General features: G+C 72.8%; 12 protein-coding genes and 1 pseudogene. 2 read left to right on the top strand and 11 right to left on the bottom strand.

The genetic code is table 11. The features are described from left to right. Window positions 1–318 precede the first annotated feature (318 nt). The 3 genes from smc to GV126_RS23375 form a co-directional block, all read right to left on the bottom strand. Window positions 319–3,879 carry a chromosome segregation protein SMC gene (gene smc, locus GV126_RS23385; RefSeq protein WP_159670095.1) on the bottom strand — a complete coding sequence of 1,187 codons (3,561 nt, stop codon included), beginning with the start codon at window positions 3,877–3,879 and terminating at the stop codon, window positions 319–321. A 212-nt stretch (window positions 3,880–4,091) separates the two neighbouring features. Continuing rightward, complete coding sequence (locus GV126_RS23380) at window positions 4,092–4,295, bottom strand: hypothetical protein (RefSeq protein ID WP_028425275.1); 204 nt, start codon at window positions 4,293–4,295, stop codon at window positions 4,092–4,094. Between the two features lie 378 nt (window positions 4,296–4,673). Beyond that, window positions 4,674–4,955 carry an acylphosphatase gene (locus tag GV126_RS23375; protein ID WP_159670092.1) on the bottom strand — a complete coding sequence of 94 codons (282 nt, stop codon included), beginning with the start codon at window positions 4,953–4,955 and terminating at the stop codon, window positions 4,674–4,676. Window positions 4,956–5,123: 168 nt separating this feature from the next. On the opposite strand from GV126_RS23375, the pseudogene GV126_RS37720 reads away from it, so the two are divergent. Next, window positions 5,124–6,469: pseudogene (locus GV126_RS37720) on the top strand (CAP domain-containing protein). 85 nt (window positions 6,470–6,554) lie between these two features. After that, entirely contained in the window at window positions 6,555–6,986 is a 432-nt protein-coding gene (locus tag GV126_RS23360; protein WP_202035997.1) for a winged helix-turn-helix transcriptional regulator, read from the top strand. On the opposite strand, the gene mutM is transcribed toward GV126_RS23360, so the two are convergent. From mutM to recG, 8 genes are all read right to left on the bottom strand, one after another. Then, complete coding sequence (gene mutM, locus GV126_RS23355; RefSeq protein WP_159670084.1) at window positions 6,959–7,819, bottom strand: bifunctional DNA-formamidopyrimidine glycosylase/DNA-(apurinic or apyrimidinic site) lyase; 861 nt, start codon at window positions 7,817–7,819, stop codon at window positions 6,959–6,961. The two genes, GV126_RS23360 and mutM, sit on opposite strands and share 28 nt — an antisense overlap. A gap of 169 nt (window positions 7,820–7,988) precedes the next feature. Then, on the bottom strand, window positions 7,989–8,810 hold the full coding sequence (gene rnc, locus GV126_RS23350; RefSeq protein WP_159670081.1) for a ribonuclease III: 822 nt from the start codon (window positions 8,808–8,810) through the stop codon (window positions 7,989–7,991). 7 nt (window positions 8,811–8,817) lie between these two features. Further along, window positions 8,818–8,991: a 50S ribosomal protein L32 gene (rpmF, locus tag GV126_RS23345; protein ID WP_003951102.1), complete on the bottom strand. Its 174-nt coding sequence runs from the start codon at window positions 8,989–8,991 to the stop codon at window positions 8,818–8,820. Between the two features lie 2 nt (window positions 8,992–8,993). Beyond that, window positions 8,994–9,638, bottom strand: a complete 645-nt coding sequence (locus tag GV126_RS23340) for a YceD family protein (RefSeq protein ID WP_159670078.1) — start codon at window positions 9,636–9,638, stop codon at window positions 8,994–8,996. Window positions 9,639–9,793: 155 nt separating this feature from the next. Then, window positions 9,794–10,930: a F0F1 ATP synthase subunit B gene (locus GV126_RS23335; RefSeq protein ID WP_159670076.1), complete on the bottom strand. Its 1,137-nt coding sequence runs from the start codon at window positions 10,928–10,930 to the stop codon at window positions 9,794–9,796. Between the two features lie 121 nt (window positions 10,931–11,051). After that, on the bottom strand, window positions 11,052–11,531 hold the full coding sequence (coaD, locus tag GV126_RS23330) for a pantetheine-phosphate adenylyltransferase (protein ID WP_185947899.1): 480 nt from the start codon (window positions 11,529–11,531) through the stop codon (window positions 11,052–11,054). Between the two features lie 26 nt (window positions 11,532–11,557). Continuing rightward, window positions 11,558–12,145 (bottom strand): 16S rRNA (guanine(966)-N(2))-methyltransferase RsmD, encoded by a 588-nt coding sequence (gene rsmD / locus GV126_RS23325; RefSeq protein WP_028425267.1) that lies wholly within the window; start codon window positions 12,143–12,145, stop codon window positions 11,558–11,560. Window positions 12,146–12,196: 51 nt separating this feature from the next. Next, a complete protein-coding gene (gene recG / locus GV126_RS23320) occupies window positions 12,197–14,404 on the bottom strand; it encodes an ATP-dependent DNA helicase RecG (protein ID WP_159670072.1) in 2,208 nt (735 codons plus the stop codon). Between the last annotated feature and the right edge of the window lie 34 nt (window positions 14,405–14,438).

Here is a 14,438-nt window from a genome sequence, read left to right as displayed (position 1 = left end):
ACTCCTCGGGCACACCGGCAACGCTGCCGGGGTGGGGTTCAACCCCTCCAGATCGCGAGACCTGAAGGTAAAGGCAACGTTGCAGAGACTATGCCTTCAAGTTTCGAAGTCAATAGGTCCACACCTGTGAATTTGACCCACCCGCGTGGCGTGCTTGCGTTCAACTGTTGTAATCAAGTAACGGGGACAGGCTTCGCGTACCCCGAACTCCCGGAAAACACGCGGCAACTCACGGGCAGGCGGCGGCCCGTGGGGGCGCGCGCGACGCCGGCGGCCGGGGCGACGTGGTCTCGGACACGGGGCGGCCGGGCGGCCGGTTCAGCGCAGGCGCTGGCTGATGACCTTCGACACACCGTCGCCCTGCATGGAGACGCCGTACAGCGCGTCGGCCACTTCCATGGTGCGCTTCTGGTGCGTGATCACGATGAGCTGCGAGGTCTCCTGCAGCTCCTGCATGATGCGGATCAGCCGCTGCAGGTTGGTGTCGTCGAGCGCCGCCTCGACCTCGTCCATGACGTAGAACGGGCTCGGGCGGGCCTTGAAGATCGATACCAGCAGCGCGACGGCGGTCAGCGAGCGCTCGCCGCCGGAGAGCAGGGACAGGCGCTTGACCTTCTTGCCGGGCGGGCGGGCCTCGACGTCCACGCCCGTGGTGAGCATGTTGTCCGGGTCGGTCAGGACGAGACGGCCCTCACCGCCGGGGAAGAGCCGGCCGAAGACGCCCTCGAACTCGCGGGCGGTGTCGCGGTAGGCCTCGGTGAAGACCTGCTCGACCCGTTCGTCGACCTCCTTGACGACCTGCAGCAGATCGGCCCGGGTCTTCTTCAGGTCTTCGAGCTGCTCGCTGAGGAACTGGTGGCGCTCCTCCAGCGCCGCGAACTCCTCCAGCGCCAGCGGGTTGACCTTGCCGAGCTGCTGGTAGGCGCGCTCGGCGGCCTTCAGCCGCTTCTCCTGCTCGGCCCGGACGAAGGGCCGCGGCCGGTTGCGGGGGTCGTCCGGGTCCTCCGGCAGCACCTCGCCGTCGGCGGGGGGCGGCGGCGGTACGGGCTGGTGGGGGCCGTACTCCTCGACCAGCGCGGCCGGTTCGACGCCGAGTTCCTCCAGGGCCCTGGTCTCCAGCTGCTCGATCCGCAGCCGCTTCTCGGCGCCGAGCACCTCGCCCCGGTGCACCGAGTCCGTCAGCTTGTCCAGCTCGGCCTTCAGATCGCGGCCCGCGGTACGGGCGGCGGCCAGTTCCTGCTCCGCTTGGGCCTTGGCCGCCTCGGCGGCGGCCCGCTCCTGCTCGGCGCGGGTCACGGAGACCTCGATGTGCGCCAGCACCTGACGCGCGCCCGCGGCGACGGCCCCGGCGACGGCCGCCTCGTGGCGCAGCCGGGCGCGCCGCTGCTCGGCACGCGCGCGTGCCTCGCGTTCGGCGCGGGCGGCCCGGTCCAGCGCGTCGGCCCGGCCGGCCAGCGCCTTGACCCGTTCCTCGTGGGTACGGACCTGCAGGCGGGCCTCCATCTCGGTCTGGCGGGCGTTGGCCCCGTCGGCGGCGAGCCGGTCGCGCACGGAGGTGTCGGGCTCCTCCTCGACGGGCGTCTCCTCGGCGACGGCGAGCCGTTCGGCGAGCTCCTCGGCCTCGGCGAGGGCTGTGTCGAGGGCTTCCTGGGCGCGGGCGGCGGCGGCCGCGGAGCGCTCGGCCTCCCCAGCGGCGCCGCGGGCCTGCCCGGCGAGCCGGCCGAGCTGCTGGGCGACGGCCGACTTCTCCCGGTCGGCGGCCCGCCGCCGCTCCCCCAGCTCCTCGACCCGCGCGGCGCACTCCTCGCGCCGCTCGCCGGCCCGCCGCTGGGCCGCGCTCAGCTCCTCGCAGCGCACCGCCAGGTCCGCCAGCTCCGCCGCGGCCTCGTCCACCGACGCCTGCACCTCCAGCAGGCTGGGCGCCCCGGCCGACCCGCCCTGCACGACGTACGCCCCGAACAGGTCGCCCTCGGCGGTGACGGCGGTGAGGTGGGGATGCGCCGCGACGAGGTCCTCCGCGTCCTCCAGGGTGCCGACGACCACGATCCCGTGCAGCAGCCTGCGCACGGCCGGCATCAGCTCGCCGGGCCCGCGCACCAGGTCGGCGGCGAAGGGATGGCGGACGCCGGAGGCGAGGGGTGCGCCGTCGGCCGCCTCCGGGGCCCCGGCGACCAGCAGGGCGGCGCGGCCCGCGTCCTGTTTGCGCAGCAGACGCAGGGCGTCGGCGGCCGCGGCGGGGGTGCTGACCGCCAGGGCGTCCGCGGCGCTGCCGAAGGCGGCGGCGAGCGGGGTCTCGTAGCCGGGCGTCACGGTCAGCAGTGCGGCCGCCGGGCCCAGCAGGCCGGCCAGGCGGTCCTTCGCCTCGAGCAGGGCGCCCGTGCCGTCCTTGCGGCGCAGGCCCAGCGCGAGGGCGTCGTGACGGGCCTGGGTGGCGGCCCGGCGGCGTTCGGCGGCCGTGGCGGCCTCGCGGGCGGCGGTCAGGGCGGCCTCCGCCTCGGCGAGCTCCGCCTTCGCGGCCTCGTGCTGTGCGGCGAGCGCGTCCTCGCCCTCCTCCAGACCGTCGACCTCGGCCTTCAGCGCCTCGTACTCCTCCTGGGCGCGCACCGCCCGCTCCTGGGCCTCGTCCCGGGCGGCGGCCAGGCGGTCGATCTCGGCCTGGGCGGAGGCGGCGCGCGAGCGGGCCGCGCCGACCTGGGCGCCGAGCCGGGCCAGGCCCTCGCGGCGGTCGGTGATGGCGCGGGCGACGTCCTTCAGGCGGCGTTCCTCGGCGGCCAGTTCGCGCTCGAGTTCGGCGCGGTGGGCGACGGTGTCCTCCAGGGCCCGCCGGGCGGCCTGAAGCGCCGCCTCCAGTTCGGCCTCCTGGTCGCGGATGCGGGCGGCCTCGCGCTCCAGGTCCTCCGGGTCGCGGCCGCGCCGCTCCTCGGGGGGTGCGGAGGTGGCGCTGTGCACGCGGGCGTCGGCGAGGGAGATCGTGCCCCGGACGCGTTCGGCCAGCTGGGACAGCTCGTACCAGGTCTGCTGGGCGCGCTGCAGGCGCGGGGCGAGGCGGCGCACCTCGTCCTCCAGCAGGGCCTCGCGCTGGAGGGCCTGCTTCAGCTGCTGTTCGGCGGCCTCCTTGCGTTCCTTCAGGGCGGCCTCGTCGGCGATCTCGGCCTTCAGGGCCTCGCGGAGCCGTACGAGGTCGTCGGCCAGGAGGCGCAGGCGGGCGTCGCGCAGGTCCGCCTGGATGACGGCGGCCCGCCTGGCCACGGCCGCCTGGCGGCCGAGCGGTTTGAGCTGGCGGCGCAGCTCGTCGGTGAGGTCCTGGACGCGGGCGAGGTTGGCCCGCATCGCGTCGAGCTTCCTGAGCGCCTTCTCCTTGCGCTTGCGGTGCTTGAGGACGCCCGCGGCCTCCTCGATGAAGGCGCGGCGGCCCATGGGGTCGGCGTGCAGGACGGAGTCGAGCTGGCCCTGGCCGACGATGACGTGCATCTCGCGGCCGATGCCGGAGTCGGACAGCAGTTCCTGGATGTCCAGCAGGCGGCAGGTGTCGCCGTTGATCTGGTACTCGCTGCCGCCGTTGCGGAACATCGTCCGCGTGATGGTGACCTCGGTGTACTCGATGGGCAGGGCGCCGTCGGAGTTGTCGATGGTCAAGGACACCTCGGCGCGGCCCAGCGGCGGGCGGCCGGTGGTGCCGGCGAAGATGACGTCCTCCATCTTGCCGCCGCGCAGCGACTTGGCGCCCTGCTCGCCCATGACCCAGCTGAGCGCGTCCACCACGTTGGACTTGCCCGAGCCGTTCGGGCCGACGACGCACGTGATGCCCGGTTCGAACCGGAGCGTGGTCGCCGAGGCGAACGACTTGAACCCGCGCAGGGTCAGGGCCTTGAGGTGCACGCCGTCGCACTCTACCCGGCGCCCCTACCGCACTCCACGAAGCCTCGCAACCGCGCGGTTTCGCGCCTGACCCCGCAGGGCACACCAGACGTTAAGAAACTGAAAGGGTGCGTGGGGCAAGAAAGAAGGGACGCCGAAGCGTCCCTTGCAACTCTGAGAACTGAGCGGTTGACGGGCAGCCCAACCACTGTGTCGTTGGTGCGATGCAGTGATCAGGTGAGCGCAGGCTCCGCCTGGTGTGCGTCGACACGCTCCATGATCCTGTCGCGAGAAGCGCCGGCCGCGAGCGCGTCGTTCTCCGCCTGGATCCGTACGAGTTCGGCTTCCAGGTCCTGGACGCGCTGCTGGAGCCGTCGCATCTCGGCGAGGAGTCGAGGGTCGGAGCCGCCGACGTAACCGAGAAGCGCCTTTGCCATGATGGATGGTCCTCCACAATGAGTGACCGACCGATGCGGTGTGGGTCGTGAGGGATTCGCACCCGCAGTGCTTGGCACTGTTGAGTTGTGCTGCCGTTCATCCATGCCAAACAGCTTCAGGTGCGCGGGCTTTCAGCGTCTCACCAAAAAGTTTGACGGTCAACACGATCACGCCCCGTATCGACGGGTGTCCCGGGGCGCACGCGCGGGAAATGGTGGCGCGGCGGCTCCTGCGGGCCCCTCGGGGCGTGGCGATCATCCTGCCGTCTCCCGTCGCCCAGGACAAGTGCTTATCGGCAGTCACCTGCTCCTTTTCCATGGTGCGGGCGTGCGCGGCGGGGCGGGACGGTGCCGTGCCGGGACGCGGGCGGGGTGGGCTCAGCGGATGGCGAAGCCGTCGTAGCCGCCGCGCGGTGTGTCCCAGATCTCGGTGACACCGTCGACGCGTCCGGGCGTGTCGCCGTCCCTCAACCAGTCGAGAAGCCGCTCGCAGGCCTCCCGGGCGCCCTCCGCGACGACCTGCACCCGCCCGTCGTCCAGGTTGAGGGCAAAGCCGCTCAGGCCGCCGATCTCCAGCGCCCGCGCCCGCGTGAACCAGCGGAAACCCACACCCTGGACGCGTCCGCGCACCCAGGCGACCAGTCGAACATCCTCGCTCATGACGGCAACCTAACCGGGCAATGTCTCTCCAGGCACTTCCGCACCGGGCGTCATGCGGTACCGTCCCGAGCCAATGAATCTCATATGAAACTCACTCGATCGAGTGAGGCCGGTTGGTCGCGACGGCTCAGGAAGCGCGTCGACCGCCAGGGGGAGGAAGGCCAGGACATGGGACGCCACCGACGCTCCGCCGCCGGCCGCGCCACCACGGACCGTGCCACGGGGACACGGCACGCGCACGGCTCGTACGGACAGGGCCACGTCCCTCACGCCCCGCACGCGGACGCCCGCGGGGGCGTGGACGACCTCGGGGGCATCGACGACCGCAGGGGCATCGCGCCGTACCTGAACCCGGACCTGTACGCCGAGGCCACCGCACGGGCCCAGGAGTACCTCTTCGCGACGGGCGAGGACCCCGTGGGCACTGCCGCCACCGTCTCCTTCCCGGCCGAGGGCTATGGCCGCGCCGGCCGGCCCGGGCCCCGGCGCCGCCGCAGGAGGAAGGCGGCCACGCCGGTGCGCACCGGTCTGCTCGGGGTCTCGGCCGCGGTCGCCCTCGGCACGGTCGCGGTCACCAGCGGTGCGATCCCCGGGCTGCCCCACCACACGCCGGGCGGCTCGGGCGGGGGCGCGGACCGCGTGCGGGCCGCGAGTTCCCCGTCGAACGGCGTCAGCGAGCAGGGCGGGGCCTGTCCCTTATACCCATCTGACGCCGCCGACGGCCCCCTACGGGGTGGAGTCTGGCGGGGCCGCTGCGCAGAAAAACAACAAAGTCGCAACGCAGCACGCATGTCTCTAGTGATGCCTAGCAGCTGTGCATTCTAAGGGGTCCCCGCGGGGCGGGCGTGGGGGGGGGGGGGGGGGCGCCGGCGGGCAGGGCGCGGGGGGGCGGGGCGGGCGCGCCCGGCGCGGGCCGCGGCGCGGGCCGCTCGCCCTCGTCCCCCCCCGCCGCCCCGGCCTCGGCGCCCGCCCCGGCCCCCGCCCCGCCCCCGCCCGCGCCCCCCCCCCCGGCCGGCCCCGGGCCGGCCCCCGCGCCCGCCGGGACCGGTACGACCGCCGCCACCCCGGCCGGCCCGCCGTCGGGCACGGCCACGTCCGCCTCGCCCCGGACCCGGCCCCCGGCGACGGGCTCCTCCGAGACGGCGGCCGAGGCGCAGGTGCTCGTCCTCGTCAACCAGGAGCGCGCGAAGGCGGGCTGCACTCCGGTGGCGGCGAGCGGCGCGCTGACCTCGCTGGCCGAGGACTTCAGCCGGGCCATGGCCGACCAGGGCTTCTTCGACCACACCGACCCCAGCGGCGCCTCGCCGTGGGACCGGGCGGCCCGGGCCGGCATCACCGACCTGGGCGGGGAGAACATAGCCCGGGGCCAGGCCGACCCGGCGGCGGTGATGGACGCCTGGATGCACAGCCCCGGGCACCGGGCCAACATCCTCAACTGCGACTTCACCACCCTGGGCGTCGGCGTCCACTACGGCCCGGGCGGACCGTGGTGGACGCAGGACTTCGGCTACTGAGCCCGCGTCCGCGCCTGTGCACCGCTGCCCGTCCGGCGGTGAGCGCTTCCTGCCGGACAGCGCTGTGGTCGCGTACGCTTCCGTCATGAGCATCACACCGGAGTGCACCCCGCGGCAGGACCTCCCCGCGCAGGATGTCCCGGCCCCGGACCTCCCCTACAGCGTCTTCGCCCGGGCCTGCCCGTCGCGCACCACGCTGGAGCACGTCACGGGACGGTGGGGCGCGCTCACCCTGGGCGCCCTGCACGAGGGCTCGCTCCGCTTCAACCAGCTGCGCCGCCGCGTGGACGGCGTCAGCGAGAAGATGCTGTCCCAGACGCTGCACGCGCTGGAGCGCGACGGCCTGGTGCACCGCGAGGCCCAGCCGACGAACCCGCCCCGCGTGGACTACGAGCTGACCCCGCTCGGCCGCGAGGTCGCCGAGCGCCTGCTGGCCCTCATCCAGTGCGTGGAGGGCCGGATGGACGAGGTGCTGGCGGCCCGCGCGCGTTACGACGCCGCGCGCGGGGCCCGCTGACACTTCGGGCAGAAGTAGCTGGAGCGGTTCATCCAGGGCCGGCGGCGTATCGGCGTGCCGCAGCGGCGGCAGGGCAGGCCCTCGCGGCCGTAGGCGTCCAGGGACCGGTCGAAGTAGCCGGACTCGCCGTTGACGTTGACGTAGAGGCTGTCGAAGCTGGTGCCGCCGACGGCGAGGGCCTCGTTCATCACGTCCCGGATGTGGGTGAGCAGGTCGGCCGTGCGCGGGCGGGTGAAGCCGGCCGTGGGGCGCTCGTAGTGGATGCGCGCCCGCCACAGCGCCTCGTCGGCGTAGATGTTGCCGACGCCGCTGATCAGCGACTGGTCGAGCAGGGCCCGCTTGATGGTGGTGCGCTTGCGGCGCAGCGCCCGGTGGAAGGCGTCCTCGTCGAACAGCGGATCGAGCGGGTCGCGGGAGATGTGCGCGATGACGTCGGGCAGGCCCTCGGGGGTGTTGTCGTGCAGCGACAGGCCGCCGAAGGTGCGCTGGTCGACGAAGCGCAGTTCGGTGCCGAGCGCGTCGGCGAAGCGGATGCGCACCCGCAGGTGCTTCTCGTCGGGCGCCTCGTGCGGTTGCACCAGCAGCTGGCCGCTCATACCGAGGTGGGCGAGGACCGACTCGTTGGACTCCTCCAGCGGCAGCCACAGGTACTTGCCGCGCCGGCTGGGCGTGCCGATGTGCCGGCCCTTCAGGCGCTGGGTGAAGTCGTCGGGTCCGGCCAGGTGGCGGCGTACCGCGCGCGGGTGCAGCACCTCGGCGTCGGTGACCGAGCGATGGGCGACCCATCGCTCCAGGCCCCGCCGGACGACCTCGACCTCGGGCAACTCGGGCATCGCAAACCCCCGTGGGGACCGTGCGGCCCCCACGGCCGGACCGTGAGGGGCCGGGCCGTACGGGCCACCGGGTCTGGTGGACGGTCCGAGCGCCCGCACCTGAGCCGCGGGGCTCGGGTACGGGCGCTCGGGTACTGCTGGTGGTGCTGGTGCTGCGTGTGCGGTTGTCTCAGGCGGTGGCGGACGACGGGTCGCCGTCCTTGGCGGCGGCCTCACCGGCCGCCCGGGCACGCTCGTCCGCGGCGGCCCGGATGGCCCGCCAGGCGGACTCGGCGGCCTGCTGCTCCGCCTCCTTCTTGCTGCGGCCGGTGCCGGTGCCGTACGAGACGCCTCCGACGCGGGCGGCAGCAGTGAAGGTCTTCTCGTGGTCGGGGCCGGTCTCCGTGACCAGGTACTCGGGAACGCCGAGCCCTTCGGTCGCGGTCAGCTCCTGCAGACTGGTCTTCCAGTCCAGGCCGGCACCGAGGTTGGAGGACTTCTCGATCAGCGGGTCGAACAGGCGGTGCACCAGTTCGGAGGCCGCTTCCAGACCCTGGTCGAGATAGACCGCGCCGATCACCGCTTCCAGGGTGTCGGCGAGGATCGATGCCTTGTCCCGGCCGCCCGTGCCCTCTTCACCGCGGCCGAGCCGGATGAAGGACCCCAGGTCGAGCCCGCGGCCCACTTCCGCCAGCGCACGCGAGTTGACCACCGCGGCCCGCAGCTTGGCCAGCTGGCCCTCGGGCAGGTCGGGGTGGGTGCGGTACAGCGTGTCCGTGACGACGAGACCGAGGACGGAGTCACCGAGGAACTCCAGCCGCTCGTTCGTCGGCAGACCGCCGTTCTCGTACGCGTAGGAACGGTGGGTCAGCGCTCGCACCAGAAGGGCGGACTCGACCTGGTAGCCGAGCCGCCCTTCCAGAAGCGTGTGGGACGAGGCGTTGTTGTCCGCTGGGCCACTCCCGCTCGCGCGGGAAGAGTTCTTCTTCGCCGTGGACACGGTGCCTCTCACCAGCCGCTCAGACCTCGAGGACCTGGCGCTTGTTGTAGGTGCCGCACGACGGGCACGCGATGTGCTGCTGCTTGGGCTCGTGGCAGCGCTCGCACGCAACCAGGGTGGGGACCGCAGCCTTCCACTGCGACCGGCGGTGGCGCGTGTTGCTGCGCGACATCTTCCGCTTCGGAACGGCCACGGCTACTTCTCCTGCTTCTCGTCGGCGCCCGCATCGGCGCCGCTGATCTCGTCCTTCTCGCCGTCCCTGATGGTGCCGGCGAGTCCCTGCAAAGCCGCCCAACGGATGTCGACGGCGTCGTGGTGGTGGTCCGGGTCGTCCGCGAGCCGTGCTCCGCACTCGGAGCACAGACCCGGGCAGTCTTCCTGGCACACCGGCTGCATCGGCAGTGCGAGCACCACCGCATCCCGCAGCAGAGGTTCGAGGTCGATCAGACCGTCCTCGACAAAGAGCCTGTCCTCGTCGTCCTCGGCGTCGTCGCCCGGTTCCGCGATCACGCGGCCCCGGTCGTCGGCGTCAGGGTACGAGAACATCTCCTGGAAGTCCGCTTCGACGTCGAGCTGAAGCGGCTCCAGACACCTTACGCACTCCCCCTCGGCCCGTGCACGGGCGGTCCCTGTCACCAGGACACCTTCCATGACCGACTCGAGCCGGACGTCGAGTTCGACCGGGGCGCCTTCCGGCACTCCGATCACTCCCTTGAGACCGAAGTCCTTGGGAGCGGGGACCGTGCGGGTCAGGCGCTGCAGCGCGCCGGGCCGCCGTCCCAGCTCGTGCGTGTCGAGCACGAGAGGGTTGCGGTGGTCGAGGCGGGCGTTGTGAGCCATTCCTGCTTTCGGTTTCCGAACTCGTGAGGGACGCCGCCGGCGGTGTCGCCCGGGCAGCGCTGATCGCGGACGTACTCGCGACCGAACAGCCAGGATACTGGACCTTTCGCTCCCGGCCCAATCCGGGGCCGTCGTGCCCGGGGCGACGGCGCTCCCTACAGGCCGCGGCCCTGCTCGTAGGCCCGCAGCTGCTCGGCGCTGATCATGCTGGTGTCGAACAGGCTGGTCTCGTCCAGCGCGTATCCCTGCCGGGGCTGTTCCGTCCGGGGCTCCTGCTGCGCCTGCTGGGGCTGGTGGGGCTGGTGCGGGTCGTAGACGGGCGGCTGCTGCCCGGTGTCGTAGCCCTGGTAAGCGGTGCCGTCCGCCGGGGCGTAGCCGGGGGCGGCGGCGTACGGGTCGGCCTGCTGCGGGTAGCCGTACGGGTCCGGCTGCTGACCGTAGCCCTGCGGATAGCCGTACGGGTCGGTCTGCGCCACGGGCTGCGGGTAGCCGTAGGCCGGCTGCGGCTCGTAGGGCGGCTGCTGCGGCGGGGCGGGCACCTCGGCGCGCCGGGTCACCGGGGCCGCCGGGGCGTCGGCGAGGGCCGCGAGGTCGGCGAGGTAGTCGGCGTCGCTGGAATGCTGCACGGTGGTGGTGTCGTCGGCGAGGGCGCCGAGGTCGTCGGTGGCGATGCGCCCGTGCAGCTTCTGCCGGCCCCGGCCGACGGCCTCCAGGGTCTTGGCCAGGACCGCCTCGAAGGCGCCCAGCTTGGCGTCGACGTAGGCGTCGGCGTCGCGCCGCAGGGTCTCCGGGTCGTGGCTGCGCTCGGGGGCGTCCTCGTCCGCGTAGCCGTCCTCGTCGAGACCGGGTCCGGTGCCGAGCAGCTTCTCCCGGCCGCGGCCGACCGAGCCGAGGGTCTTGGTGAGGACGACCTCGAAGTTGGCGAGCTTGGAGTCGACGTAGGCGTCGGCCTCGGCGCGGATCTCCTCGGCCTCCTTGCGGGCCTCGGCGAGGATCCGGTCGGCCTCGGCCTGGGCACGGCGGGCGATCTCGGTGTCGGAGATCAGCGAGCCGCGCTCGGCGTGCGCGGACTCGATGATCCGCTCGGCCTCGCGCCGGGCCTCCTCGACCATCTGCTCGCGGTCGCCGATCAGCTCCTGGGCCTGGGCGAGGGAGCCGGGCAGCGCCTGGCGGACCTCCTCCAGCAGCGCGAGCAGTTCGGCCCGGTTGACCACGCACGAGGCCGACATGGGCATGGACCGGGCGCCGGAGACCGTGGCCACGATCTCGTCGAGCTTCTTCTGCACGTCCACGGTGTGCTCGCCACTCCCTGCCGAGGTGTTGGAGACGGACGGGACGACTGTACGACCATGGGACGTGCGCCGGACACCGGGTGACGGACTGTCAGGGGCTCGCCGCTCCCCCGGCGCCGCCTCAGTCCTTCCGCAGCCGGCGGGTCAGCGCGTCCAGGACCTGCGGCGGCACCAGGTGGGAGACGTCGCCGCCCCATGCGGCGACCTCCTTGACCAGGGAGGACGACAGGAAGCTGTAGGTGGGGTTGGTGGGCACGAAGAGCGTCTCGACGCCGGAGAGGCCGTTGTTCATCTGGGCCATCTGCAGCTCGTAGTCGAAGTCGCTGACGGCGCGCAGGCCCTTGACGATGGCGGGGATGTCGCGCTGCTTGCAGAAGTCGACGAGCAGGCCGTGGAAGGACTCGACGCGGACGTTGCCGTAGTCGGCGGTGACCTGCCGGATGAGGTCGATGCGCTCCTCGATCTCGAACAGGCCCTTCTTGGACTGGTTGATCATCACCGCCACGTAGACCTCGTCGTACAGGCGGGAGGCGCGGGCAATGATGTCGAGATGTCCGTTGGTGATCGGGTCGAACGACCCGGGACAGACGGCGCGGCGCACTTGTGATCCCTCGCTCTCCGGTCCGGTCATCGTGCGTCTTCGCACGTAGAGGCGGCGCGACCGTACCAAAAGGTTCCTTCGCCGTAGCGCCGGGCCCGCAGTGCCTCAAAGCCCTCCGGCCACCGGAATTCCCCGCCTCTGGTGCTGCGCTCCACGGTGACGAGGGCTTCTTCGGCGAGCCACCCCTCAGAGCGGAGTGTGAGCAGAATCTCCCGAAGATCGTCGTCCGAGACGGCGTACGGCGGGTCGAGGAAGACGATGTCGTACGGCTCCTGCGGCGGCGCTGTGCGCAGCACCTGCTCGGCCTTGCCGGCCCTGACCTCGGCCCCGGGCAGGCCCAGGCTGCGCACGTTCTCCCGGACCGTGCGGGCCGCCCGTGCGTCGGCTTCCACGAGCAGGGTGTGCCCGGCGCCGCGGGAGAGGGCCTCCAGGCCCACGGCGCCCGAGCCGGCGTACAGGTCGAGGACGCGTTCGCCGTCCAGGGGGCCGCCGAGGAGGGACTGCCAGGTGGAGAACAACCCTTCCCGCGCCCGGTCGGAGGTGGGTCGGGTGCCGCTCCCTGGCGGGACGGCCAGGCGGCGTCCGCCGGCCCGGCCGGCGATCACGCGGGTCATGTCCTCGAATCCTTGTCGCTCGGCGCACACGGGGTGAGTGCTCCCAGTCTGTCAGCCCTTCTCCAGGTACTGCTCCCGCTCCTCGTCCAGCAGCGCGTCCAGGGCCGTGCGCAGGCCCGGCAGCCGCTGAAGCTCCGGGTCGGCGGCCACCACCGCCGCCGCCTCCTGACGCGCCTCGGCGATGATCTCCTCGTCCTCGATGACCGCGAGGACCCGCAGGGAGGAACGGGCGCCGGACTGGGCCTGGCCGAGGACGTCTCCCTCGCGGCGCTGTTCGAGGTCGATGCGGGAGAGTTCGAAGCCGTCGAGGGTGGCGGCGACCGCGTTCAGCCGCTGCCGGGCGGCGCTCGCCTCGGGCATCTCGGTGACCAGCAGGCACAGGCCGGGCGCCGTACCCCGGCCGACGCGCCCGCGCAGCTGGTGCAGCTGGGAGACGCCGAAGCGGTCGGCGTCCATGATCACCATGGCGGTGGCGTTGGGCACGTTGACGCCGACCTCGATGACGGTCGTGGCGACCAGGACGTCCGTCTCCCCGGCGGCGAAGCGGCGCATCACGGCGTCCTTGTCGTCGGGCTGCATACGGCCGTGCAGCACCTCGACCTTCAGGCCCTTCAGCGGGCCGCGGGCGAGCTGCTCGGCGACGTCGAGGACCGCGAGCGGCGGGCGCTTGTCGGCGTCGTCCTCGGCGGACTTCTTCGCCTTCTTGTCGTCCTCCTCGTCCCCGATGCGCGGGCACACCACGTACGCCTGGTGGCCCTGCGCGACCTCCTCGCGCACCCGCTCCCAGGCGCGGGCGAGGAAGTGCGGCTTGTCGGCGGCCGGGACGACATGGCTGGCGATGGGCGAGCGGCCGGCCGGGAGCTGGTCCAGCACGGAGGTCTCCAGGTCGCCGAAGACGGTCATCGCCACCGTGCGCGGGATGGGCGTGGCAGTCATGACCAGCAGGTGCGGCGGCTGCTTGCCCTTGCCGCGCAGGGCGTCGCGCTGCTCGACGCCGAAGCGGTGCTGCTCGTCCACGACGACGAGCCCGAGGTCGTGGAACTGCACCTTGTCCTCGATCAGCGCGTGGGTGCCGATGACGATGCCGGCCTCACCGGTGGCCAGGTCGAGCAGCGCCTGGCGGCGGGCGGCCGCGCCCATGGACCCGGTGAGCAGCACCACCTTGGTGGCGTGCTCGGCGCCGCCGAGCATCCCGCCCTCGGCCAGCTCGCCCATCATCTCGGTGACGGACCGGTGGTGCTGCTGGGCCAGCACCTCCGTGGGCGCGAGCAGGGCGGCCTGCCCGCCCGCGTCGACGACGGCCAGCATGGCGCGCAGGGCGACGAGCGTCTTGCCGGAGCCCACCTCGCCCTGCAGCAGCCGGTGCATGGGGTGTTCGGTCGCCAGGTCCGCGAAGATCTCCCGGGAGACCTTCTGCTGGCCCTCGGTCAGGGTGAACGGCATCCGGTCGTCGAAGGCCGCGAGCAGGCCGTCGGGGCGCGGCCGGCGGGCCACGGCGGGCAGCTGCGCGTCCGCGTGCCGGCGGCGGGCCAGCGCCACCTGCAGCACGAAGGCCTCGTCCCACTTCAGCCGGGCGCGGGCGTCGGCGATGTCCGCCTTGGTGTGCGGACGGTGGATCTTCAGCAGGGCCTCGGGGAGGGTGACCAGGCCACGGCCCGCGCGCAGCGACTCGGGCAGTGGATCGACGGCCTCCTGCGCGCTGGGCAGCACGGTCTGGACCGCCTTGCCGATCTTCCAGGACTCCAGTTTGGCCGTGGCGGGGTAGATCGGGATGAGCGCACCGGCCCAGGACTCCACGGACTCCGTGGCCTCCTCGCCGTCGCCGCGCAGCAACTCGTAGGCGGGGTGCGCCAGTTGCAACCGCCGGTTGAAGACGGAGACCTTGCCGGCGAACATCGCGCGGGTGCCCGGCAGGAGTTCCTTGTGGGGCTTGTGCACGCCGTTGCCGAAGAAGACCAGCTGGAGCCGGCCGCTGCCGTCGGTGATCGTCACCTCCAGGCGCTGGCCCTTGCCGCGGGGCGCCCGGGGGGAGGCGAAGGTGTGCAGGCGGGCGTCGGCGACCTGGGCGACCACGGTGACGTGCTCGTCCATGGGCAGGTCGGCGAGGTGGGTGAGTTGGCCGCGCTCCTCGTATCTGCGCGGGTAGTGGTGCAGGAGGTCGCCGACGGTGTGCAGGCCGAGATGCTCGGCCATCACCTTCGCGGTGGCGGGGCCGAGCACCTTCTTCAGTGGTTCTTCCAGTGCGGGCACGAGATCCATTGCACACCACGGCACTGACAATCCGGCACACGCC

This window comes from Streptomyces mexicanus, assembly GCF_902506575.1.
Taxonomy (GTDB): domain Bacteria; phylum Actinomycetota; class Actinomycetes; order Streptomycetales; family Streptomycetaceae; genus Streptomyces; species Streptomyces mexicanus.
Note: the sequence above shows the minus strand (reverse complement) of the source record. Positions and strands in the feature narration are given on the sequence as shown.

Coding starts and splice junctions, on each gene's coding strand:
- recG (WP_159670072.1), bottom strand. CDS start 14,404: ATGGATCTCGTGCCCGCACTGGAAGAACCACTGAAGAAGGTGCTCGGC.
- mutM (WP_159670084.1), bottom strand. CDS start 7,819: ATGCCCGAGTTGCCCGAGGTCGAGGTCGTCCGGCGGGGCCTGGAGCGA.
- GV126_RS23380 (WP_028425275.1), bottom strand. CDS start 4,295: ATGGCAAAGGCGCTTCTCGGTTACGTCGGCGGCTCCGACCCTCGACTC.
- rsmD (WP_028425267.1), bottom strand. CDS start 12,145: ATGACCCGCGTGATCGCCGGCCGGGCCGGCGGACGCCGCCTGGCCGTC.
- GV126_RS23360 (WP_202035997.1), top strand. CDS start 6,555: ATGAGCATCACACCGGAGTGCACCCCGCGGCAGGACCTCCCCGCGCAG.
- GV126_RS23340 (WP_159670078.1), bottom strand. CDS start 9,638: ATGGCTCACAACGCCCGCCTCGACCACCGCAACCCTCTCGTGCTCGAC.
- GV126_RS23375 (WP_159670092.1), bottom strand. CDS start 4,955: ATGAGCGAGGATGTTCGACTGGTCGCCTGGGTGCGCGGACGCGTCCAG.